The organism is Collinsella sp. LCP19S3_H3, assembly GCF_052119145.1.
Classification (GTDB): domain Bacteria; phylum Actinomycetota; class Coriobacteriia; order Coriobacteriales; family Coriobacteriaceae; genus Collinsella.
In genome coordinates, this window is the sequence record NZ_JBQKFW010000017.1 from 21890 (window position 1) to 45012 (window position 23123).

General features: G+C 57.8%; 21 protein-coding genes and 1 pseudogene. 14 read left to right on the forward strand and 8 right to left on the reverse strand.

Annotated features, from left to right (window positions below):
* Nucleotides 1–22: 22 nt before the first annotated feature.
* Together ACTQZF_RS08370 and ACTQZF_RS08375 are read right to left on the reverse strand one after the other, a co-directional pair.
* Nucleotides 23–1066 carry a hypothetical protein gene (locus tag ACTQZF_RS08370; protein ID WP_441555028.1) on the reverse strand — a complete coding sequence of 348 codons (1044 nt, stop codon included), beginning with the start codon at nucleotides 1064–1066 and terminating at the stop codon, nucleotides 23–25.
* Complete coding sequence (locus ACTQZF_RS08375; RefSeq protein ID WP_441555029.1) at nucleotides 1066–2142, reverse strand: hypothetical protein; 1077 nt, start codon at nucleotides 2140–2142, stop codon at nucleotides 1066–1068. The genes ACTQZF_RS08370 and ACTQZF_RS08375 overlap by 1 nt, the downstream gene beginning before the upstream one ends.
* 500 nt (nucleotides 2143–2642) lie before the next feature.
* Between ACTQZF_RS08375 and ACTQZF_RS08380 the strand changes: the two genes are divergently transcribed.
* The 5 genes from ACTQZF_RS08380 to ACTQZF_RS08400 all read left to right on the forward strand — a co-directional run bounded on the left by ACTQZF_RS08380 (nucleotide 2643) and on the right by ACTQZF_RS08400 (nucleotide 8068).
* Nucleotides 2643–3857: an iron-containing alcohol dehydrogenase gene (locus ACTQZF_RS08380; protein ID WP_117794788.1), complete on the forward strand. Its 1215-nt coding sequence runs from the start codon at nucleotides 2643–2645 to the stop codon at nucleotides 3855–3857.
* Between the two features lie 152 nt (nucleotides 3858–4009).
* A complete protein-coding gene (locus tag ACTQZF_RS08385) occupies nucleotides 4010–5077 on the forward strand; it encodes a glycerol dehydrogenase (protein WP_441555030.1) in 1068 nt (355 codons plus the stop codon).
* Nucleotides 5078–5228: 151 nt separating this feature from the next.
* Nucleotides 5229–6482 carry a 4Fe-4S binding protein gene (locus tag ACTQZF_RS08390; RefSeq protein ID WP_441555031.1) on the forward strand — a complete coding sequence of 418 codons (1254 nt, stop codon included), beginning with the start codon at nucleotides 5229–5231 and terminating at the stop codon, nucleotides 6480–6482.
* A 114-nt stretch (nucleotides 6483–6596) separates the two neighbouring features.
* A complete protein-coding gene (gene ychF, locus ACTQZF_RS08395; RefSeq protein WP_089572784.1) occupies nucleotides 6597–7673 on the forward strand; it encodes a redox-regulated ATPase YchF in 1077 nt (358 codons plus the stop codon).
* 11 nt (nucleotides 7674–7684) lie between these two features.
* Nucleotides 7685–8068 (forward strand): DUF1648 domain-containing protein, encoded by a 384-nt coding sequence (locus tag ACTQZF_RS08400; RefSeq protein ID WP_427719441.1) that lies wholly within the window; start codon nucleotides 7685–7687, stop codon nucleotides 8066–8068.
* A 9-nt stretch (nucleotides 8069–8077) separates the two neighbouring features.
* On the opposite strand, the gene ACTQZF_RS08405 is transcribed toward ACTQZF_RS08400, so the two are convergent.
* The gene (locus ACTQZF_RS08405) at nucleotides 8078–8467 is read right to left on the reverse strand and encodes a hypothetical protein (protein ID WP_441555032.1); all 390 of its coding nucleotides are present in this window, start codon (nucleotides 8465–8467) and stop codon (nucleotides 8078–8080) included.
* 76 nt (nucleotides 8468–8543) lie between these two features.
* Between ACTQZF_RS08405 and ACTQZF_RS08410 the strand changes: the two genes are divergently transcribed.
* The gene (locus ACTQZF_RS08410) at nucleotides 8544–8762 is read left to right on the forward strand and encodes a helix-turn-helix domain-containing protein (protein ID WP_441555033.1); all 219 of its coding nucleotides are present in this window, start codon (nucleotides 8544–8546) and stop codon (nucleotides 8760–8762) included.
* Between the two features lie 317 nt (nucleotides 8763–9079).
* On the opposite strand, the gene ACTQZF_RS08415 is transcribed toward ACTQZF_RS08410, so the two are convergent.
* Complete coding sequence (locus tag ACTQZF_RS08415) at nucleotides 9080–10093, reverse strand: asparaginase (RefSeq protein ID WP_154517941.1); 1014 nt, start codon at nucleotides 10091–10093, stop codon at nucleotides 9080–9082.
* A gap of 268 nt (nucleotides 10094–10361) precedes the next feature.
* On the opposite strand from ACTQZF_RS08415, the gene guaA reads away from it, so the two are divergent.
* Nucleotides 10362–11960, forward strand: a complete 1599-nt coding sequence (gene guaA, locus ACTQZF_RS08420) for a glutamine-hydrolyzing GMP synthase (protein ID WP_441555034.1) — start codon at nucleotides 10362–10364, stop codon at nucleotides 11958–11960.
* A gap of 129 nt (nucleotides 11961–12089) precedes the next feature.
* Here guaA and ACTQZF_RS08425 read toward each other — a convergent pair whose 3' ends face one another.
* Nucleotides 12090–13304, reverse strand: a complete 1215-nt coding sequence (locus ACTQZF_RS08425; RefSeq protein ID WP_441555035.1) for an InlB B-repeat-containing protein — start codon at nucleotides 13302–13304, stop codon at nucleotides 12090–12092.
* Between the two features lie 337 nt (nucleotides 13305–13641).
* Here ACTQZF_RS08425 and ACTQZF_RS08430 point away from each other — a divergent pair, with 337 nt between their 5' ends.
* The 4 genes and pseudogenes from ACTQZF_RS08430 to ACTQZF_RS08445 all read left to right on the forward strand — a co-directional run.
* On the forward strand, nucleotides 13642–14964 hold the full coding sequence (locus ACTQZF_RS08430) for an LPXTG cell wall anchor domain-containing protein (RefSeq protein ID WP_441555036.1): 1323 nt from the start codon (nucleotides 13642–13644) through the stop codon (nucleotides 14962–14964).
* A gap of 103 nt (nucleotides 14965–15067) precedes the next feature.
* Nucleotides 15068–15301, forward strand: a complete 234-nt coding sequence (locus tag ACTQZF_RS08435; protein WP_441555037.1) for a hypothetical protein — start codon at nucleotides 15068–15070, stop codon at nucleotides 15299–15301.
* Nucleotides 15302–15340: 39 nt separating this feature from the next.
* Nucleotides 15341–16141 carry an SDR family NAD(P)-dependent oxidoreductase gene (locus ACTQZF_RS08440; protein WP_123220203.1) on the forward strand — a complete coding sequence of 267 codons (801 nt, stop codon included), beginning with the start codon at nucleotides 15341–15343 and terminating at the stop codon, nucleotides 16139–16141.
* 437 nt (nucleotides 16142–16578) lie between these two features.
* Nucleotides 16579–16769, forward strand: a pseudogene (locus ACTQZF_RS08445) (hypothetical protein); the annotation flags it as partial.
* Between the two features lie 226 nt (nucleotides 16770–16995).
* On the opposite strand, the gene ACTQZF_RS08450 reads toward ACTQZF_RS08445, so the two are convergent.
* Nucleotides 16996–17286 (reverse strand): helix-turn-helix domain-containing protein, encoded by a 291-nt coding sequence (locus ACTQZF_RS08450; protein WP_154517929.1) that lies wholly within the window; start codon nucleotides 17284–17286, stop codon nucleotides 16996–16998.
* Between the two features lie 106 nt (nucleotides 17287–17392).
* Entirely contained in the window at nucleotides 17393–19198 is a 1806-nt protein-coding gene (locus tag ACTQZF_RS08455) for an amidohydrolase (RefSeq protein WP_441555038.1), read from the reverse strand.
* A gap of 242 nt (nucleotides 19199–19440) precedes the next feature.
* Between ACTQZF_RS08455 and ACTQZF_RS08460 the strand changes: the two genes are divergently transcribed.
* Nucleotides 19441–20352: a response regulator transcription factor gene (locus tag ACTQZF_RS08460; RefSeq protein WP_441555039.1), complete on the forward strand. Its 912-nt coding sequence runs from the start codon at nucleotides 19441–19443 to the stop codon at nucleotides 20350–20352.
* Between the two features lie 64 nt (nucleotides 20353–20416).
* Here the strand turns inward: ACTQZF_RS08460 and ACTQZF_RS08465 are convergent, their stop codons facing one another.
* Complete coding sequence (locus ACTQZF_RS08465) at nucleotides 20417–20653, reverse strand: response regulator transcription factor (RefSeq protein ID WP_441062878.1); 237 nt, start codon at nucleotides 20651–20653, stop codon at nucleotides 20417–20419.
* A gap of 315 nt (nucleotides 20654–20968) precedes the next feature.
* Between ACTQZF_RS08465 and ptcA the strand changes: the two genes are divergently transcribed.
* Nucleotides 20969–22039 (forward strand): putrescine carbamoyltransferase, encoded by a 1071-nt coding sequence (ptcA, locus tag ACTQZF_RS08470; RefSeq protein WP_441068638.1) that lies wholly within the window; start codon nucleotides 20969–20971, stop codon nucleotides 22037–22039.
* 266 nt (nucleotides 22040–22305) lie between these two features.
* A partial coding sequence (locus ACTQZF_RS08475; protein ID WP_441555040.1) for an APC family permease occupies nucleotides 22306–23123 on the forward strand: 818 nt, incomplete at its 3' end.

Below are 23123 nucleotides of genomic sequence, written 5' to 3' on the forward strand. Positions count from 1 at the left end.
CATGGTCGTGGCGATCGTGCCGTTAAAAGCCATAACGGCGCGCAAATTCCTGGGCAAGCTGCGATACGTCTTCGCAAGCGTTGGCCCAGGGGGCAAAGTCGGGAGTATCCGAGATGATGCCGTCGGCCTCCCAAACTGCCTGGTGCGAAAGGTCCCAGGGGTCGTGCGGCTCGGGCCGGCAGGGAAGGTACGGCGTCTGATACATGGGGTTCAGCAAAAAGAACGCGCCGCCCTCGCAGCGGTTGGCAAACTCACGCAGGGCGCGTGTCGCCGGGCGCATCTTGTTTGTTTTGAACAGCAGGATCGTGCGGGCGAGTAGGTACCAGGGGGAGTTCTCGAGGGCATCGGCCCCCATCTGCTCCTCGAGCTGGTGGGCCAGGGCAAAAAAGCCGTCCTCGTCTTCCAGACGAGCGAGGGCGAGTAGCACGGTGCCGGCAGCTCGGGTGGGATAGCCTTCCGCCTTAAGAACACGGCGAGAATAGTTGACGGCAGCACGGTAGCGGGCGCTCGCCATGCACAGCTGCGAGATGGCCTCGAGCGTGTGGAGCCACCCGATAAGCGCCGGCTCGCTCACGGTGAGATCGGCCGCCGTCACGCCGTCTGCCAGCACCTTGTTGGCCCAGTAGTGTGGAGCCTCCATATCGAATCCGGGCACGCTTTGCCGCAGGTAATCGGCTGTGGTCGCCTCGAGCTTCATCAGGTCGCCCAGGCAGGCGTCGACGGGCGTGTCCGCCAAAATGATGGCAAGCAGCTGGGCATCGAAGACATACGCATCGATGCGGACGATCTTGAGCAGCTCATCGCGCATATCGTCGAACAGGCGGTTGCGCGTCTGCTCAAACTCCTCATCGCTGCCCATATCCTCGATACGATGGAGCTCGTCGAGCAGGTGGCGGTGAACGCCGGCATAGGAAAGCAGTGCCTGGGCATGCTCGGTCTGCGCATACTTATGAGGGTTGACGCTTACGTCGTTATGGACAAGATCGCGTGCTGCATCGGTGAGTTCGGGGTGCGACGCAACGTAGGCGCGCTCCAGGTAGGCGGGGATGTAGACGCTCGGATCCATTAGAGGTCTCCTCCCTTAAACGGCAAGCCCTGCTCGGCCGCCCGCAGGATGCGCTCGTCAATCTGGGAACGCACGATATCGTTGGTGGCGACCCAGGCGGCAAAGCTGGCGTTGTCGGGGGCGCCCAAGCCCTCCTGCAGTACCGGCGTCGCTTCGGACAGCGCAAGGACAAGCTCGTCGGTGGAGCCCACGCCCACGTTGACGCGGGCATAGACGCCATCGGGAAACTCGGTTTGAAAGTAAAGCGCCTCGGCTGCGTGCGCGCACGAGCGCGCAAGGATGCGCAAGTAGTGCTCGGCGCCCTCGTAGTCCAGCTCGCGCCAGGCAGCGCTCATCAGCGCGATGAGTGTCCACGGGTCTAAGTCGCGCTCCGCGTCCTTGGGACGACGACGCAGCGGCGTGTTGGCAAGATAGGGGACGGAGTGGGCAGAGCGAAAGCGTTTGAGCTCCTCGGCGGGGTATTCGAGTTTTGCCATGGCGAGCATCGCAGTGTGGCGGACACCGGCCGGATCGTTGGGGGCAAAGTCCAGGCTGCGGTTTGCGGTTTCGAGCGACAGGCGGTAACGGCCGCTAATGAGGGCGCGCGACGCAAGGGCGGCAAGCCAGCGCAGGTAGGGGCGGCGTGTAAGGTCGCCTGCGGCCTCGCGCTCGTAGGGGTCCTGCGCCGAGGCGATCTTGAGTGCCAGGTCGTGCTCGACTTCATCGCACTTGGATACCAAGTACTGTACGTACTCCTCGTTGGAGTTAGCGGTGAGGGCGGTCAACATGCGCTGAGCGTCCCAGTTGGTCGGGTCGAGTGCGGCTGCCTCGCGAAGCATGTTTTCGGCAGCGGCCTCTTCTTGCTCTGCCTGGGTATCGTCAGGGATAAAGGGAATGCGGTAGTCGACAGCCTCGACTACCTTGGCAATCAGATGTCCGGCGCGGTCGCGGTCGTGCACGATGAGCGGCGCGGGGTTGCGGGTAAATTGTTCCATCAGACGCTCTACGGCAGGGCCGTCGGTGAGCGGGATATTATCGCGGCGCAAGGCCTCAAGAACGAGGCGATGGCAATCTTCTTGAATGGGATCGAATGCCATGGGGCCTCCTTTGCTGCGGTTAGGGTTCAAATGTCTCTATATAAGGTTCTAGTTTACCCGCATGAGGCACATTGGGAGTGCCGCACTTGGACATGCACCTTTGCACCACGAAGACGGATGTCGCACAAATGTCGGCACCTTGGACGACCGAGTGGTATCACGGTGCCGCAAACGGTCGATTTTTGGCGGCGAACGGCGTGTCTTTTGGAGGGGCACAGTCCTGCCCTGGATATGTGGTCAACCTTGATAAAACGTTTGCCCAGCTTGGGAGTATGAATGCCGCATAAGGGTCTTCAGGGATAGAAAAAACGTTTCATCATTGTCGACTTTCGGTAAATAACTGACCAACCAGAACGGTAAAATAATATTTGTCTGAGCGTTGAGACGTTTAGACATCGCGCATTGTCATCGCCGGCAACGCGCAAAACGGTCCTAACGGAGCCAATCGGGTGCTCCGTTATATACGCAAGTCTAAGAGGGGCTTGTTTAGGAGGCACAGTATGGGACGTTTTACCAATCCTCGCGATCTGTACTTTGGTGAGGGCGCTCGCCACGAGGTGAAGAACCTCAAGGGCAGCAAGGCCATCATCGTGACCGGCGGCGGCTCCATGCGCCGCGGCGGTTTTTTGCAGGACGTCGAGGCCGACCTCAAGGAGGCCGGTTTCGAGGTCAAGCTGTTCGAGGGCGTCGAGTCCGATCCGTCCGTCGAGACGGTCATGAAGGGCGCCGAGGCCATGACCGAGTTCCAGCCCGACTGGATTATCGCCATTGGCGGTGGCTCGCCCATCGATGCCGCTAAGGCTATGTGGCTGTTCTACGAGTATCCCGAGGAGACCTTCGAGGAGGCAGTCGTCCCGTTCTCCTTCCCGGAGCTCCGTCAGAAGGCTCACTTCTGCGCCATCTCCTCTACCTCCGGCACCGCTACCGAGGTCACCGCGTTCTCCGTCATCACCGACTACGCCAAGGGCATCAAGTACCCGCTGGCCGACTTCAACATCACCCCTGATGTCGCCATCGTCGACCCCGAGCTCACCTACACCATGCCCGCCAAGCTGTGCGCTCACACCGGTATGGACGCTCTGACTCACGCCATCGAGGCCTACGTCTCCACCGCTGGCTCCATGTACACCGACGCCAACGCCCTGCATGCTATCCGCGAGATCGTCGAGTGGCTGCCCAAGTCCTATCAGGGCGATCATGAGGCCCGCCAGCACATGCACGACGCCCAGTGCATCGCCGGCATCGCCTTCTCCTCGGGTCTGCTGGGCATTGTCCACTCCATGGCTCACAAGACCGGTGCCGCCTTTGAGGGCGACCACATCATCCACGGTTGCGCCAACGCCATGTACCTGGGCAAGGTCATCCAGTTCAACGCCAAGGACGCTCGCGCCAAGAGCCGCTACGCCTTCATCGCCAAGGAGATCCTGCACCTCGCCGGCGAGACCGAGGACGAGCTGGTCGAGGCTCTGGTCCAGGAGATTCGCGACCTCAACGACAAGCTCGACATCCCGCAGGGCATCAAGAACTACGGTGCCAAGGGCGTGAAGGCCGACGAGTCCATCATCGATTACGATGAGTTCGAGGCTAAGAAGCACGACGTTGCCGCCAACGCCATCCTCGACGCCTGCACGGGCTCCAACCCGCGCCAGCCGTCTCAGGAGGAGATGGAGCAGCTGCTCGAGTGCGTCTACACCGACACCCCGGTCACGTTCTAATCGGCACACATTGTTCTGATAAGGGTCTCGCGCTCTGTGCGCGGGACCCTTTTTGCTATGGTGCAATCCAACCTGTCCTCAATGCGCCAAGTTGCCACAAGGGGACAGGTGGCATTGCACCAATCGTTGTTTGATGAAGGGCGGATTCTCGTATGGCGCTTCCTATGGTTTATGGCGGTCCCGGCCGGTATGTTCAGGGGCCGGGCGAACTTTCGCGTCAGGGCAGATACCTGTCGTGGTTGGGATGCTCCGCCTTTGTCCTGTTTGACCAAGGCACCGAGGACCGGCTGCGCAAGCAGATCGTCGATGGATTTCTGGACGAAGATCTAAGCGAGCCGTTCTTTAAGATTTACAACGGTCCGTGTACGGAAGAGGCCGTTGTCGAAATGGCCAAGGAAGCCCAGGCCGAGTGTTGCGACATGGTGGTCGGCATCGGTGGTGGCAAGATGCTCGACATCGCCAAGGCCGTTGCGTTTTATGCTGAACTGCCGTTGTGCGTATGCCCCACGGCGGCTTCGATGGACGGCCCGTGCAGCGCGATTTCGGTGCTGTATCACGAGGATGGGTCGTTCGACCGCTATCTGATGCTCGAAAAGAATCCAGATTTGGTTGTGGTCGATACCGGCGTGGTCGCGGCAGCCCCGCTGCGTATGACGGTCGCTGGCATGGGCGACGCACTGGCAACGTATTTCGAGGCGCGTTCGTGCGCCGCGGCGCACGGCGCCAACGAGCACGGTGGCGCGCCGGGACACTTGGCCTTGGTTGCGGCTCGTGCCTGCTATGACACGCTTATGGAGTTTGGTGTCGCTGCCAAGCGCGATCTCAAAAAGGGCCGTATATCGCCGGCGGTTGAGCGCCTGATCGAGTGCAATATTCTGCTCTCGGGTGTTGGCTTTGAGAGCGGTGGCCTAGCGCTTGCCCATGCCATCGCCAACGGCCTGACGATTCTGCCCGAGTGCAAGGCCATGCATGGTGAGGCCGTGGCATTTGGCCTGGTGGTGCAGCTTCGTTTGGAGTGCGCGCCCGAGCTTGATCAGGTGCTCGAGTTTTGCCAGCGCGTGGGTCTGCCGACGACACTCGAGGAGCTGGGCCTTGGTGAGATTTCCGATGATGACCTGCTGAGCGTTGCGGACGCAACTTTTAAGAACGAGCGCAATATGGCTAACGAACAGGCCAAGGTGACCAAACAAAAGCTCGTGCAGCTCATGTGCGAGGCATAGCTTGGCGCTTGATTGACCTTGTGCAATCGAGGCGGCGATAGGCCATAGGCTATTTGTCTCAATGATGCGCCGCATGTAATTTGCCCGAGGCGTGGGCCGATGGCGTATCATTATCTCTTGCTTGTTTGCACTGCTCAGGGAGGGGCCGCGCATGGCGCAGGAACACGATCTGTTTGATGACATTATCGAGATCAGCAAGGGTTTCGACTTTCTTAAAAACCCGCTTGGCGGTGTGACCGATGCGCTTGATCCGTCGGCGCCGCAGTGGAATCCCGCCGACTACAAGGAGCGTCCGCGCGGCAACACCATTCCGTGTCTGACCTGCAAAAACGAAAAGAGTGGCTGCTCCGCGTGCATGGATGTGTGCCCGGTCAACGCTATCGAGGTCGAGGAAGACTCCATCGAGATTCTCGACTCCTGCCGCAAGTGCGGCCTGTGCGCCGCTGCCTGTCCGACCGAGGCAATCATCTCGCCGCGCCTGGCGCCCAAAAACCTGTATGACGACATTGTCTCGGCGGCAACGAGCCACGAGACCGCCTACGTCACCTGCACACGCGCCCTCAAGCGCATGCCGCGCGAGAACGAGGTCGTCGTTGCCTGCGTGGGCGATATTACGGCCGAGACCTGGTTCTCGGTACTGGTGGACTATCCCAACGTGAGTGTGTACCTGCCCCTGGGCGTGTGCGATAAATGCCGCAACACCGGCGGCGAGGACATCCTGGGCGAAGCGATTGCGAAGGCTGAGGAGTGGTCTGGCACGGGTATGGGCCTGGAGGTCGACCCCAAGAGCCTCAAGTGCCATAAGCTTCGCGAGTACGAGCGCAAGGAGTACATGGAAAAGATTGCCCGCACGACGGGTCTGACGGTGACCAAGCTCAACCCGGCGACGGCGGCGCTGGCCTCGGTGACGCAGAAGTTGAAGGCCCACCGTCACCAGATTACCCAGCTGGAGCGCACGCTCAACACCATGTGCGGCACCACGACGGCAAAGCGTCGCCGTTCGCTCACGCATGGGCGGCAGCTGGTGCTTTCGACACTGCAGAACCATCCCGAGCTTGCCCAGAACATGCAGGTGAGTACGCCGGAGTGCGATTTTGACAAGTGCACGTCGTGTGGCGAGTGCGTCAATGTATGCCCCACGTTCGCCTGCGATTTGGTGGGAAGCGGCCGCTTCGCGTTGGAGTCCACGTATTGCTTGGGCTGCGGCGCCTGTGTCAAGGTTTGTCCCGAACATGCGCTCAAGCTGGTCGAACACGATGCGTCCAACTTGGTTGTCGTCGACCCCGAAGCCGAGGAAAAGGCCGCTCAGAAGGCCAAAGCCCACGAAGAGGCCCAAAAGGTAAAAGCCGAGGCGAAGGCCAAGCTCGACAAGATGCTCGACCAGGTGGAGAAGCTCGCGGACTAGCCAGCTACCCCAATCTTTGCTTCATTTGCGCCGCCGCGGTGTCCGGATTCGCCCGGATGCTGCGGCGGCGCTATACTTATGCAGTTTGAAGTACCTGTACCAAAAGGAGCTGTCGTGTCCCTTTCCATCGGTATCGTGGGCCTGCCCAACGTGGGCAAGTCGACGCTGTTCACCGCGCTTACCAAAAAGACCGGCCTTGCCGCCAACTACCCGTTCGCCACGATCGACCCCAACGTGGGTATCGTCGATGTGCCCGATAGCCGCCTGCAAAAGCTCGCCGACATTGTCAACCCTGGCCGCATTGTGCCGGCTACGGTCGAGTTTGTCGACATCGCGGGCCTGGTGAAGGGTGCCAACGAGGGCGAGGGCCTGGGCAACCAGTTCTTGGCAAACATTCGCGAGACCGACGCTATCTGCGAGGTCGTGCGCTATTTTAAGGATCCCAACGTCATGCGTGAGGTGGGTCGTACGGGCGAGTTCGTCGATCCCGCCGGCGATGCCGACACCATCATGACCGAGCTCATCCTGGCCGACATGGGCACGCTCGAGAAGCAGCTGCCTAAGCTCGAGAAGGAGGCCAAGCGCGACAAGGAGCTCATGCCCAAGTTTGAGGTCGCCAAGCGCCTGCTCGCCTGGCTCAACGAGGGCAAGCGCGCCGCGTCCATGGAGATGACCGACGAGGAGCGCGCCGCTGCGAAGGGCCTGTTCCTACTCACCATGAAGCCCATCTTGTATGTGGCCAACGTGGACGAGGACATGCTCAACGAGGACCTGGCGCCCATCGATGGCGTCAAGCCGCTGCCGATCTGCGCCAAGATCGAGGCCGAGCTTTCCGAGCTCGATCCCGAGGATGCGGCCGACTACCTGGAGAGCCTGGGCCTGGAGCAGCCCGGCCTGGACGTGCTCGCGCAGGCAGCCTACAAGCTGCTCGGTCTGCAGTCGTTCTTTACGGCTGGCGAGATGGAGGTCAAGGCCTGGACGGTGCGTCAGGGCGCGACCGCCCCGCAGGCCGCCGGTGTCATCCATACCGACTTTGAGCGCGGCTTTATTAAGGCCGAGGTCATTGGCTATGACGACTACATCGAGCTCGGTGGCGAGCAAGGCGCCAAGGCTGCAGGCAAGCTGCGCATCGAGGGCAAAGAGTATGTCATGGCCGATGGCGACGTCGTGCACTTCCGCTTTAACGTGTAAGGACGGCGAGCATGTTTAAATATGGAAAAAAAGCTGGCTACATGGGCATCGCGCTGCTGGTGCTTGCAGTGCTTCCGCTGGTGGTCGCAGCGTTTGTAATCCCTAACATTGGTCCCGAGGTGGCAACAAAGTTTAATGCCGCCGGCGAGGTGACGCGCTGGGGCAAGAGCTACGAGCTGCTGGCATTGCCGGTGCTCAACCTGCTGCTGAGCGTGGCGACGTACTTTACGGCGGGACGCCAGGCAAAGAACAATGAGGACTCCGCCGCCATGGCGCGCATCGTGTGCGAGCGCTACCTGCGAAACGGCTGCATCACGGGCGTATTCCTCAACGTAATTAACGTCTACTTTATGTATTCGGCGATTACCGGCACAGGTTTTGGCTTGGGCTTTTAGCTTGCGCCTTTAGGCAACGAGCCTGCAAGCATATTCGATGGCTGCTGCGAGGCCGCCGCTCGATCGTGGTTGAAAGACCACATCGGCGGCGGCCTCGTTTTCGTATCCGGCACCGCGAAGGCAGAGCGCGATACCGGCTTCCAAGAGAAGGGGCAGGCAACACTGGCTGGTTGCGATTACGGCAGCCTGATTGAGTGAGCAGCCGTGCGCTTGGCATTGGATGGCAAGTTCACCTTGCGCCGGGCAAGGGACCAAAACGGCGGCGACGCGACTTGATAGCAATGCAAATGCTGTGCGCTCATCGGGCGAAAGGCATTCTGCTTCAACGACGACGAGCTTGGGCGGTGCGCTGTTTGTGCGAAGCGTGGCTCGGTACATGCGGACCGAAGAACCCGACATAGAAAACTCCTGTATATTGGGCAAAACGTAAACTATAGTTTACGTTTTTGTTTTGCTCCATTTCAAACTCGTCTGCATGAACGAACATGCGAAACAGATTCTTGGCGAGCGAGTCGAGCGGACGCGCAAGGCCCTTGGTATCTCCAAGGTCGATTTTTGCTTGGCGGTTGGAATCAGCCGACCTTATCTCGATCAAATCGAAAGCGGAACGGCAAACAGCACGCTCGAGATTTTATTTAAACTTGCGCCCGCGCTTGGCATGACGGTGTCAGAGCTTCTCGAGGGCATTGAGTAGGCGTTTTTGCTAGATTTGTCGTTTGCTGAACGGGTCCCCCCGACGGCGGCGTGCAAAAACCCGAGTATTCAGCATCCCTCAATAAATTGACAGCAACCGAAGGCGCAAATACGATGCTTGCTGTTTTGGATTATCCACAAAATTCATTATTATGAGGAATAATAGACGCGTGGGACGAGCCTATCGAACCGAAAAGCGATTTACAGCTAGCGGTTTTAACGTTTCCGGAAGGGGCGGGTGCTGAAAACTCCGCTTTTTGCACGTTCCGAGAGGTACCACGTGCCCTACAAGGCCCAAAGAGGCGGATTTTGTTTTAGCTACACCATCGGGATGCGGTCATGGTTGACTTGGCTGTAGAACAGGCGCTGAATCTCGGCCGCATCACGTGACTGGCCGAGCGCCCACATGGTCTTGGCCACGAGCGTTTCGGTGGTCATATCGTCGCCGCGCAAAATACCCGGATGGTCGGCGTAGGCACGGCCGACCTCATAAACACCCAGATCGAGGCCCTCTTCGGGGACCTGTGTGGTCATAACGACGGTGCGACCCGAATCGACCCAGCGGAAAATCGCCTCCTGGAATGACTCGCCGGACTCGCCAAACTCGGGAATACCGCCAATGCCAAAGGTCTCCAGAATTACGGCGTCGTAGCTATCGGTCAGGGCGTCCAATATGCCTGGATTCACGCCGGGCGTGAGCTTAAGGACAAACACGCGCGGGTCGATACTGTCGTAGAAACGAACCGGGCTCTCATTCTGGTGGGTGCCGTGGAGCCCGTTGCGCACGATGCGGTCGTTGCGGATGTAGGCAATGGGCGGATAGTTGACGCTGATGAACGCGTTAAAGCTCATGGTGCGCTGCTTGCGGGCGCGCGTGCCGGCGATGGCCACACCGCCAAACACGATTGAGACGTCGTGCGAATGCTCGTCAAGCGCATAGAGCAGGCTCTGGTACAGATTGAGCTTGGCATCGGTAAAGGGGTTGCCCATGGGCTTTTGCGAGCCGGTGAGCACGATGGGCTTGGGGCTGTCCTGAATCAGGTAAGAAAGCGCCGCCGCGGTGTAGCTCATGGTGTCGGTGCCGTGCAGAATCACGAAGCCGTCGTGGTCGGCATAGCCCTCGACGATGACGTCGCGGATACGCATCCAGTCACTCGGACGCATATTGGTGCTGTCGATGTTCATGGGCTGCACGACGTCGAGCTCGCAGAGGCCCGAGATCTCGGGGACGCTCTGGGCGAGCTCCTCACCGGTCAGGGCGGGAGAGAGGCCGTTGCCGTCCTCGGTCGATGCGATGGTGCCGCCCGTGGCGATGAGAAGGATGCGCTTCATGTTGGTGTTCCTATCGTATTTGCCGCCCCAGAGGCGGAGTCGTTCGGCAGTATTGTGGCACAGGGCGTCCAATGTTCAAACGTATTACATCATCTGTAACGTTTGGTAACACTTCAATTGCCGTCAAATAGGGGCCCAGGTCGTGCGTTTGCCGTGCGCTGATGGCAGCGAGGGACGAGAAACCCCATATAACGTGTACACTATGAAAGTTATTCTCGTTTATTCGCGCGGGTGGGCATCGGCTCCCCGCCAACAAGAGGGGGAAACCATGGATCAAAAGGCTTCCGCAAAGGTCCTCGTACTCGACTTTGGTGCGCAGTACGGTCAGCTCATTGCCCGTCGCGTCCGCGACCTCAACGTGTATTCCGAGATTGTTCCCTGCGACATCTCGGCCGATGAGATTCGCGAGATGAACGCCTCTGCGCTCATCCTTTCCGGCGGCCCGGCCTCCGTGTATGCCGAGGACGCTCCGTCCATCGATCCTGCCATCTTTGACCTGGGCCTTCCCGTCCTGGGCTTCTGCTACGGCCATCAGATCACGGCCGTGACGCTCGGCGGCAAGGTCGGTCACTCCGAGGTGGGCGAGTACGGCCGCGCCACTATTACGCGCACTGCCGGCGCCAAGCTCTTTAACTCCACGCCCATGCAGCAAACCGTGTGGATGAGCCACCGCGACGCCGTGTCCGAGGCGCCCGAGGGCTTTACCGTTACCGCCAGCACCGACGTGTGCCCGGTTGCCGCCATGGAGTGCCCCGAGCGCAAGATTTTCACCACGCAGTTCCACCCCGAGGTCAAGCACTCCGAGTACGGTCAGCAGCTGCTGAGCAACTTCCTGTTTGAGATCTGCGGCCTGGAGCCCAACTGGAGCATGGACAACCTGGTCGAGACCATGACAGCCGAGTTCCGCGAGAAGGTCGGTAACGACCGCGTGATTTTGGCCCTGTCCGGTGGCGTCGACTCCTCCGTCGTGGCTGCGCTGGGCGCTCGCGCTGTGGGCAAGCAGATGACCTGCGTGTTCATCAACCACGGCCTGCTGCGCAAGGGCGAGCCCGAGCAGGTGGAGGAGGTCTTCACCAAGCAGTTCGATGTCGACTTTATCCACGTTCACGCCGAGGACCGTTATGCCGAGCTTCTGGCCGGCGTGACCGAGCCCGAGGAGAAGCGCCGCATCATCGGCACTCAGTTCTGGAAAGAGTTCTTCGCCGTGGCGCAGCAGCTCGAGACCGATGGCAAGCCGGTCAAGTACCTGGCTCAGGGCACCATCTACCCCGACATCATCGAGTCCGGCGCTCGCAAGACGGGCGGCAAGACGGCCACCATCAAGAGCCATCACAACCTGATCCCGTTCCCCGAGGGCGTACACTTCGACCTCATTGAGCCGCTTGATCACTTCTTTAAGGACGAGGTCCGCGCGCTTGGTCTGGCACTGGGCCTGCCGGGTCATATCGTGTTCCGTCAGCCTTTCCCGGGCCCGGGTCTGGCCATCCGCATCATCGGTGCGGTCGACAAGGAGAAGCTCGAGATCCTCAAGAACGCCGACGCTATCGTGCGCGAGGAGCTCGACGCCTACAACCAGCGTCTGTTTGAGCAGACCGGCGAGCGCAACTCCGAGCACAGCTGCTGGCAGTATTTCGCGGTCCTGCCCGACATCAAGTCCGTTGGCGTTATGGGCGACGAGCGCACCTATCAGCGCCCGATCATCCTGCGTGCCGTCGAATCCAGTGATGCCATGACCGCCGACTGGGCCAAGCTGCCCTACGATGTGCTGGCCCGCATTTCCGGCCGCATCGTTGCCGAGGTCCCCGGCGCCAACCGCGTGTGCTACGACATTACGTCCAAGCCGCCCGCGACCATTGAGTGGGAATAGGAGAAAACTGGGAATAGAATTCCCAATTTTAGTAGGAACAGCGTAATTAGGTACGCGAATGGGAAGGGGAGTCCCGCGGGACTCCCCTCTGTTTAGATCGAGAATTAGAACGGTAACGTCACGTATGCTTTATACGTGCTTGCATTTGCGATACGCGGTTAACGCGATGCCGACTGCGATCAGGGCTGCTGCACTGAAGCAGAGGGATGCCAGGAGTGCCATCTGGTTGTCACCGGTCCGGGGGATTGTTGAGTTGGTGGGAGCGGAGTCGGCATTCTTCTCCCACTGGGCGTACAGGGTGGTGTCCTGGTCTGCGTTCTTCTTGGGGTCGAAGGCCTGCTTGCCTTCCTTGTCGTAGGTCCAGCCTTTGAAGGTGTAGCCTTCGGCGGCAGGATCATCGATAAGGGTGATGGGCTTGCCCTTCTCGGTCTGCTTGGTCACACTGTCGCCGTGGCCGTTCATGTCGAAGGTGACATCGACCATTTCGATGATGGGAGTGGAGGGAGCTTCCCAGACAGCCGTGAAGGTGATGTTTTCTTTAGCGGTGTATTCGCCGATAAAGGGATCGGTGCCTTCGGAGCCCTTCATGATCCAGCCAACGAATGTGTAGTCGCCGTCAGTGCCTAGATTGGGGAGTTCGACGACACCGCCTTTGTTCACGGTCTTGGCCTCAGGAGCAGTGCCATATTTGGATTCGAAGGAAACGGTGACCTTTTCCTTTTCGGTCCATTTGGCGTAGACGGTCATGTTCTTAGCGGCGGTGCCGTTGAACGAGGTGGTGAGGCTCTCATCGGTGAACCAGCCGCCGAAGTCATAATTCGGGTCTGTGGGCTGGGGCAGGGTGACGGACGTCCCCTTCTTAACCGTAATGGGGTCGATCTGGGTTCCGTGGCCTTTCGTATCGAAGGTCACGGTGACGGTTTTGTAAAGCGCTGCTTTAGTGAATCGGGTAGTGGGTTTCGAGCCTTCAATGGAAGATGCTGCTTGATTGGTAGGAAGAATATCTTCACCAAAATAGGCGGTTAATACTGATCCATCTTCCGTTGTCAACTCAAGGACAGATGGGTGAATTGTATCTCCGTCGTTATTCGTGAAATGGGCCTCCAGGTGATCGTTCCGGCTATCTATTTTTATTTCAAGCGAAAGGTTCTTTTCATTTGCTTTAACGACGCCATATCCCGGCGCTTTGACTTCATTCCAAGTGGCAATGGGGGTTTCGCCTTCAGCCCAGGCGTAATTCTGGGCGCCGGAGAAGGTGAAAGCGCAAACGCCGACGATGGCTGCGAGAGTGAGGAAGAAAACCGTCCGGCGCCTGGCCAAGGTCTCTTTAACCTGTATCTTCATCGTATCCTCCAATTCAAGCGTGCGTTCCCTATTGCAACATTGCATTTCATGTTAACAGAGAATTATTTTCGGGCATGTCCCTTGCTCGGCTCGGGCTTGCTCTGGACGGGGATGCTTCGTGGTCTTGATGGGGTGGGTGCCTAATTCGAAGGAGGCAGAATCTGGTTTGGTGGTGCAGAAAAGTAACAAATATGATTTATTAGAGAGGTAATTACATTCAAACGACGCATAGCCAACAAAGACTCGGTTATTCTTTACCAAATCGAAAAAACGCAGCAACACACTGTGCGTCGTGTTGCGTTTTACGTTGGTTCAATTCGATGCGATTGGAGCAGACATGAGCTTCATGGATTCCAAATTCTCCAAATGGGGAGAGGTCGCAACTGCAGTTCTCTCCCAATCGCTTGCGAAAAGATTTGCGAGGGTGATGCTGGCGGCAGTGCTGGCAGCATCTTTTCTACCCGTTGCAGCTTTCGCTGATGCCCCTGCAATCAGTGGCCCAAATCAGATTAAGTACTACATGACTGCGCAATATACCAATGGAACATCAAGGTCTGAATATAATTGGACTTGGTCCTCTGAGGACGGTGGAGCTATCGAAATCTCGAGTATTGACAAATCGCCTAATGGGCAGACCGTTTCTGTAACGGGAACTGAACTCGGCCACGTGACTTTGATGGTTTCGGGGGGTGATGCGGATGAGGAACGCTTCGAAATCGAGATTACAAAGCGTGACGTAAGGTTGTCTTCCTCGAGCGACTACAAGATCTATGACGGCACCCCTCTTACTATCGGAGGAATTAGTGTCGATGGGGACGGTTGGGCTCCTCTTGACGAAGACGGAGTTCGATTCAATATTACCGGGTCTCAGACGAATGCTGGCGAATCGGAAAATACGTTTGACGTAGTGTTACCTTTAGGTAGTGAGGAATACTTCGAGAAACACTACAATATTTCCATACGTTATGGTGTCTTGAGGGTCGAAAAGCGTCCGGTCACCCTGACCTCCGCGAGTGGTTCCAAGGAGTACGACGGCAAGCCCCTGACCAATCACAAGGTCACCGTTGGGGAGGCTGCCCGGGATACTGGTTGGGTCGATGGCCAAGGTGCCACCTATTCTTTCACCGGCTCGCAGAAGATCGTCGGCTCCTCTGAGAATGCATTCGAATGCATCCCCAACGAGGGAACCAATCTGGACAACTATCAGATCAACAAGACGTACGGAACCCTGACCGTTACCGACCGTAGCGAGAAGTACCAGATCACCCTCACTCCTAACTCCAAGTCCGTGACCTACGATGGCACCGAGAAGTCCGTATCCGGTTTCGAGACCCTGGAGTTCCAGATCAATGGTCAGACCTTCTACGTTTCCGGCGTTGAGGCTTCTGCAACGGGCACCGATGCAGGCGAGTACCCTGTAACGAAAAGCGGTCAGGCGGTCGTGACCGATGCCGAGGGCAACGATGTGACCGACCAGTTCATCGTGAACATCGACGATGCCAAGCTGACCATCGTCGAGGGCGACTCCGATAAGTCTGCATCCAATCTCCCTCACACCGGCGATAGCGCCGCCCTCTATGCAATGGGCATCTGCGGCGTTGCGATCGCTGCCGGTGCTGGGGCGCTCTTCACGTTCAGAAAGCGCAACAACTATAAATAAGCATGGATACCATTGGTGCAGCTCCATTGAAATGAAGCGCTAAGATAATCAGCAAAGGGGCCTTCCCGTCTGGGAAGGCCCCAACTTTGTGCGCGAGCATGGCATGTCAGAGAGCAAGCGTTTTGTTGAGGGAGTAAATTGTTTGCCAGCAGCCTCTGACCATGCTAAATCTGTCTACTATTCAAACAGAAAAACGAGCAGCTCAACATATTTTCCTGCAGAAAAGAATGCGGCAGTGCACGCAACGCGGCCGGCCCCTTCCCTTCCTGCCGAAATCCACACGCTAGCCATCCGCTTTTTCTATGCAAATATTCACAAAAACGCGAAAAAGGAATAAAAATACCTTATCGATTATTTGAACGAGAAAGGGAACACAATGGGTAGACTCGAAGGCAAAGTTGCTATCGTAACGGGCTCCACCAGCGGTATTGGCATCGGTATCGCAAAGGTATACGCAGCCGAGGGCGCAACGGTTGTTATTAGTGGTCGTCGTGCCGAAAAAGGCCAAGTTGTAGTTGATCAAATTGTTGAAGCAGGCGGCAAGGCAAGCTTCCACTATTTCGACATTACCGAACCAGCAAGCATCGAAGCGCTTATTGCAGACACTGTAGAGCAATACGGCAAGCTCGATATTTTGGTAAACAATGCAGCAAACGTTGCCCTCAAGGACGGTCGTGTTGACGAGCTCACCCTTGAAATGTGGGACGCTATTTTGGAAAGCGACCTGCGCGGCACCTTCTATGCAACGAAGTGCGCTATCCCCTACATGAAAGAAATTGGTGGCGGCGCAATCGTAAACATTGGCTCTATGGCATCATGTGCAGGCGACTTAGGTTCTACCGCTTATGCATGCGCCAAGGCGGGCGTAGACATCTTCACGCAATACGTTGCCTTGCAATACGGCAAAGACAACATCCGCTGCAATTGCATCCGTCCAGGCTTGATTGTTACGCCAGAAAACGAGGCGAAGGTTCCTCAGATGCTCAAAGATATCTTCTTGGGTAGCATCATGGTTAACCGCTACGGTTGCCCAGAAGACATTGCTCATGCAGCCGTATATTTTGGCTCCGATGAAAGTACCTACACCACGGGACAGATCATCAACGTTGACGGCGGCATGAATTCGCACGCTCCAACCGTTGCTCAGTTCCGCCAGATGAATTCCCGCACGTGGTAATTCGCACAGGCGAATAGACCAGTACGAAAGCGCGAACGCGAGAATGCGGAAAGCGTGAACGCATGAACGCATGAACGTGCTAGAGTGTGAAAGCGCGAAGGTGCGCATGACTGAATGCGCGAAAGCACACCACGCACGCAAAAGATTTCTTGCAGATAGAATCTACATGGCCACCCTTTGCGGGTGGCCATGTTTTTTTGTGCAGGCAATCTGTTGGCTAAGGCTTATAGGACAAAATGTGTGTCCACGTTGGGGGCATCGGCACAGGTCGATGCCCCTTTTTTAGCCGTTTGAATTCCGTGCCCGCTTTTAACCGCTCGGACAGAATGTGTGTCCGGTTGCCTATCGTTCCCGCAGGCAGATAACCTTTTCCGGAACCGTTAAATACCTTTTCGGAAGAGGTGCCCATGAAGGCCGTCTATTGCCCCTACTGCGGCGGGCGGTCCTTCAGGCGCAGGACGGCCGAGTTCTGGGAGGTCTGGCCCATGCCCGAGTGCGTCGACGCGGTCCACAGGGTCGTCTTCGTCGACGGCATATACCTCGCCAGGGACCTCGTCGTCCTCATCGCGCGGTTGCGGAGGTGTGGCCGCAAACCATGGTCCAGCGCTGCCTTTGGCATGCTTTCTCCTAGGTGAACAGGCACACGACTAGTAGGCCGAGGCTGAGGGCGGTGATCGAGCTGAGGGGGGCTGGCCGTCGACCTTATACACAGTGAGACCCTGAGGGAGGCCAAGCAGCGGCGGGCGCCTTCTCGGCAGATACATCGATTGAAAGGCCCGATCCATTCTCGACAGGCACGATGCCGAACTCGTCCTCCAGCTGCAGAAGGAGGCCCAGGAGGTCTCGGGCGTTCTCTACCCTGAAGTCCAACAGGCAAGCGGAGAGATGTCGAGAGCTTCGGCGATGGCTTCCACCTGAGGCTGCTTGGGAGTCCTGAAATCCGTCTCATAGTGACGGATCGCGCCCTTGGAGACGCCGATTTTCTCGCCCAGCTCTCCCTGATAGAGCCCGCGAAGCTTACGGTAGTACCTGATTTTCTCGCCGGTAGTAAAGTGCGCTAAAGCAAATTGGAGAGCGAGAAGCCCTTTCGGGATACAGCGTGTTTGCGTATTGCCGCAGTGCCGGTAAGGACTGCGAAGTCGCATAGATTGGCCCCCGCGGCTCTGCGGGACTAATGACCGCAGAGCCGCGGGGGCTTGTGTTCGAGGGTTTGTGAGCCGTTCTGTAATGCTGGCACCTTCTGGCGTGGTTCTATCCCTTGTAGACGATGCGGCCGTCGGAGATGGTGTAGATCACGCGCGTGTCGGAGATGGCCTTGGCATCGGCTTCGAGAATGTTGGTGTCCAGCACGACGAGATCGGCGAACTTGCCTACTTCAACGGTGCCGATAATATCGTCCATGAAGTTCTGGTAGGCGTCGTTCTTGGTGTAGGCCTCGAGCAGCTGATAGGCTGTGAGCCCCTGTTCGGGCCAGCGGGTCATGTCGGTGTCCTCTTCCTCGGGATAGGGCGAGTTGCGGGTAACGCCGACCTCGATCGCATCGAGCGGGGCAAATGGAATGACGGGGGCGTCTGAGGAGCCGCTGATGCAGATGCCTGCCTCGGCCAAGTGCTTTGTTGGGTACAACGCCATGGCGCGCTCGTCGCCGATATAGGCGCGCTCCAGGTCCATGAGATCATCGTGGTACATCATCAGGAATTGGAGATTCGCCACTACATCCAAATCGGCCATGCGCTGGATATCCTCATCGGTAATGGCGCATACGTGGGTGATCGTGTGCCGCGCGTCGCGCTTCCCATTGGTCGCCCGAGCCTCCTCGAAGGCATCAAGGGTGCCGTGAACGGCGCCGTCGCCCATGGCGTGCACGTGCACCTGAACGCCTTCTGCATCAAAGTCGTGTACAAGACGGGTAAAGTCTTCCTGAGACCAGATGGGTTCGCCGCACCAATGATCGCCGAGCCCCGTTGATTCCTGGTAGGGTTCCAGGAAGACGGCGGTGCCTCTTTCGGTCACTCCGTCGTAGAAAATCTTCACGGTATTCGAAGAAATCATGTCTGTGGCGGAGTCGTTGTAGGACTTGATGGCGGAAAGCACCTCGTCATAGGTGCGGCCTTCTTTCATAGTGGGGACGACGCGCATGCGCAGGGTCAAATTGCCCTCGTCCTCCAACTCGTGATACATGTCGATAATATCAAGACCGCCTTGGGTGATATTTGTAATGCCGGTTATGCCATAGGAGTTTGCTTCCTTCATGAATTTGCGCATGGCCTTTTTCAGATTATCGTTGGTCATGGTGTTGGGCATGATGGCGAACACAATTCCCTTGGCGGCATCGGAGACGCACCCCGAAGGCTCTCCCTTCTCATTGCGATAGAACAGGCCGCCTTCTGGGTCGGGGGTGTCGGCAGTTACGCCAGCCATTTCGAGGGCCTTGGAATTGACCCAAGCGGCGTGGTAGGAGACGTCGTGGATGAGAATGGGCTTATCGGGGCAGATGGCATCTAGATCTTCTTTCGAGGGCCCGGGATTCGAGCCGTCGGGAAGCTGGTAGGCATTGAGCATGAAAGGCGCTCCGATGTAGCCCTCCTCGTCGGGATGGGCCTCCACGAAGTCGCGGATTGCCTCGAGGTATTCCTCGTTGGTGGTAAGCCCCGTCAGGTCGATCTGGAAGAGGGCGTTGAACCAGTTGCCAGGGGCGTGGATGTGGCCGTCAATGAAGCCGGGGGAGACGAACTTGCCATCGAGGTCGATGACTTGAGTATTGTCTCCTACGAAAGCATCGATGCCCGAATCGTCGCCCACGTACACGATCTTGTTGCCCGCGATAGCGACGGCTGATGCAACATCGCTTTCTGACACCATGGTCTGCACATGGCCGTTGCGGAGCACGATATCGGCAATGTTTTGATCGGCGGAACCGGGCGTGGCATTTGATCCAGGCTGCTTCCCGGATGCGCATCCCCAGAGTCCGCCCGAGAACGCGGCAGCCGCTAGGGCGCTCGATCCAATGACGAAACGACGGCGGCTGAGAGGTTGCTTCTGATGGGATGTGCTCATAAGACCCTCCTTAATTTGGTTGCAGCGCTGTCTCTTTTTTTGCGCTGCAGTAATTCAACCTTAAGAGTCAGGGTGTTCTTTGTTAAGAAAAACAGAGAGGGATTTGAGATTAATCGGAGGATGATTTTCTATCCCCCTGTCTCTGAACAGCGAAAATGCAGGGAGACAAATCGGACGTTGGGGTAGTTTTAGCCTTGGGTGCTAAATCTTCTATAATGTTGTCGCTTGATGAAGGAGGAGTCGTGTCCCTCGCTTTTCTCTACAATGTGGCAAGTTGCATCGCCTATGCGTTTGTCAGTGCTGCCTATGGGAGTCTTCACTATGTCGAGCGCAGGCGGGGCTATCTCTTCGTCGCGCTCACCTTCCTTTTGTATACGATAGATATATGTTCTGTATTCATGTATGAGTTCGTTCCGGAATTCGCGATGCAATTCGAGGGCACGCGAAACGCCTATCCTATGCTCCGCTTTGCATTCAACATGGTGGTAATCCTCTTGTATCGGCTCGTTCTCGGCAGCTTGCTCTCGCGCAGCTTCTCTCTCGTAGAGGGATTTTTTTGGGCAGTTTGCATGATGGTGGCATGGGCAAGTGGCGCTTCGTCAGTCGAATCGGTTGCACTATGGCGCGAGTTTCTCTTTACCAGGTTGTTGGCGATCTGGGTAATAGGGTACGGCATCTGCTGCTTGGCGGCAGAGTTTCGACGCATGAGCCGATGGCGATGGGTTCTCTCGCTCTTACTTGTGCTCATATATGCCTTGGCGGAAGCGGCAACGTATTTGGCCTTTAGACAGGAGGGCGGCGCGCGCTCTGTCTCTCCTCGTAGGGTTCCCGTTGAGATTATGGCGCTTTGCTTCACCGTGGCTGCGTATGTCTTTCTTGCACATCATCGGCGGATACGTAATGTGCGGTTGGCGGAATCCCTTGTGCCCTGGATTGCTCGCGAATACGGGCTGACCAAGCGCGAGGAAGTACTGCTGTCGCTCCTTGAAAAGGGCGCATCGAACAAGGAGATTGCTGAGCAAGAATGCATTTCCGTCAACACGGTGAAAACCCACATATCGAATATTTACGCCAAGCTTGGTGTGAGTAGCCGAGACGAGCTTGCGCAAAAACTTAGAAAGGAACTGAGTGGCCGTAAAAGGGCCGGGCTCTGAGAGGCTGGGAGTCGGTGCGGCTATGCGGCCGCCCCCTACGGGATCAGCCGTCTACGGCCGTTCTTCATCCCTTCCAGAACAGCTGGGTGAGTTCTTGGCGGGTGGCGGTGCCGGTTTTCTTCAGAATGTTGTGCACATGGGCCTTCACAGTGCCCAGGGCCAGTTGCAGCGAACTGGCGATGTTCTGGTTGTCCTTGCCCTGCAGCACCTCTTTCAAGATGACGCGCTCGCGCGCGGTCAGGTGACAGTGCTCGCAGAAGGCGAGGAGCAGCTTGTCTACGTATTCTTGGGTGTCGGGCACGTCGGTGCTCGGCGGTTCCTTAGAACGGAGGCGCAAGGTGTTGACAGCGGCGCACAGGGCGAAGAAACCAGTTCAATATCAATCCGTCTAGGCGTTAGGACTAGTTAGGATTAGTTAGGATTAGCTAGGATTAGCCAGGGTAAGGTGTGCGGTGAGCTAATGTAATCTGAAAATAATCCTGGTTATTTCTTCTCAAAACTACGGGTGCGCCCCATGCTGTGTGGCGCAAGGGAGCGTCTCGCTCATTTCGGGGCGCTTCATGGGAGCGCGGTCCGCAAGGGGCGGTCCGGCCAACGAATTTTGAAGGAGATTTCAATGGTCAAGGATTACATCGACACCAACGACTTCACAAAAGAAGAGCTGCTCGGCATGGTAGATCTGGCCATCGCCATGAAGGGGCTCATCAAGGAGGGCGGCGAGTACCCGCACCTGCTGAAGGACAAGACCCTCGGCATGATCTTCCAGCAGGTGTCCACCCGTACCCGCATCTCCTTCGAGACGGCCATGAGCGACCTCGGCGGTCACGCTCAGTTCTTCGGCCCCGGCTCCATCCAGCTGGGTGGCCATGAGTCCATCGAGGACTCCGGCCGCGTTATGGGAAGCCTCGTCGACATCCTCATGGCCCGCGTCGATCGTCATAAGGATGTAGTGAGCTTGGCGAAGTACTCCGCGGCCCCCGTCATCAACGGCATGAGCGAGTACAACCATCCCACCCAGGAGCTCGGCGACCTCATGACCATGATCGAGAACTTGCCCGCCGGTAAGAAGATCGAGGACTGCAAGTTTGCCTGGATCGGCGATGCCACCCAGACCTGCGCGTCGCTCATGTTCATCTGCACGAAGATGGGCATGGACTTCGTGCAGTTCGGACCGAAGGGGCATCAGATTCCCGACGGCTGCCTGCATATTGGCACCGATGAGGAGCGCGCCGAGTTCGGCAAGCATCTCATGGCTATCGGCGAGGAGAACTGCAAGGTCTCCGGCGGCACCATCACCATTTCCGACGACATTTCCTGCATCGAGGGCGCCGACTTCGTGTACACCGATGTGTGGTACGGCCTCTACGACAGTGAAGTCTCCAGCTCCAGCTACATGGATGTGTTCTATCCGAAGTACCAGGTGACCTGGGATATGATGAACGTTGCCGGTCCGAACAGCATGTTCATGCACTGCCTGCCCGCAAACCGTGGCGAGGAAGTCGTCGACGAGGTCATGGACGATCCCGAGCGCTCCCTGTGCTGGGTCGAGGCCGAGAACCGCAAGCACTCCATTCGCGCCATCCTGGCCACTCTGTGCCCCCAGAGCGAGCCCGACGAGCAGAAGGCTGCGGCATACCGCGCCACCATCAATGAGCGCATGGCCGCTTTCGGTAAGCACGGTCTGTAAGACGTACCAGGTCGGGCGAGCTACGGCTCGCCCGCCTTCGCAGGAGATGGGCGACCTCATGGCCATCGGCGAGGAGAACTGCAAAGTCTCCGACGACAACCGAGTGCATCAAGGGCGCCGACTTCATCTACACCGACGTGTGGTATGGCCTGTACGATGCTTTCTGATGGGCGGCAGCAGATGCTTGTCTCCTGCTGCCCATCATCTGCGCCACTGCGCGTAAGCACTGGCGCCCTGTCTGAAAACGACTGAGCAAAGGATTAAATATGAGTGACGGAAAGAAAAAGCTTTCCTTCCTGACGGTCATTTCGACCATCATCTGCGTCGTCTTCGTTTGCGAGGCCGCCGCTCCTGCTGCTGCCATTGGCAACCAGCAGTTCTTCTGGTGGATCTTCCTGATCCTGACCTTCCTGCTCCCTTACGGCATGGTCGTCGCCGAGCTCGGCACCACCTATGACGGCGAGGGCGGCATTTACGACTGGGTACGCGATGGCCTGGGCGACAAGTGGGGCGCCCGCATTTCGTACTACTACTGGGTCAACTACCCGCTGTGGATTGCCTCGCTGGCGACCATGTTCCCCGACATCCTGGGCATGGTCTTTGGCGTCGAGTTCAACCTGATCGCCAAGATGGGCATCGAGCTCGCCTTCGTGTGGATCGTCTACCTCATGGGCCGCTCCAAGGCGGCCGACTCCGAGTGGGTCCTCAACGGTGGCGCCCTGATCAAGGTCGCCGTTGCCGTCATCGTCGGCGCCCTGGGCATCTGGTATGCCATGGAGAACGGTTTCGCGAACGACATGTCCGCCGCCACCTTCCTGCCCGAGCTCACCAACACCAACGCCCTGGGCTACCTGTCCATCATCATCTTCAACTTCACGGGCTTCGAGGTCATCTGCACCTTCGCCAAGGACATGGAGAACCCGACCCACGACATTCCGAAGTCCATCATCCTGGGCGGCCTGACCATTGGCGCCATCTACCTGTTCGCTGGCTTCGGCATCGGCGCCGCCATCCCGGCCGACTCCATCGACCCCGACTACGGCATGATCGTCGCAGTCCAGACCATGGTGGGCGATTCCGTGCT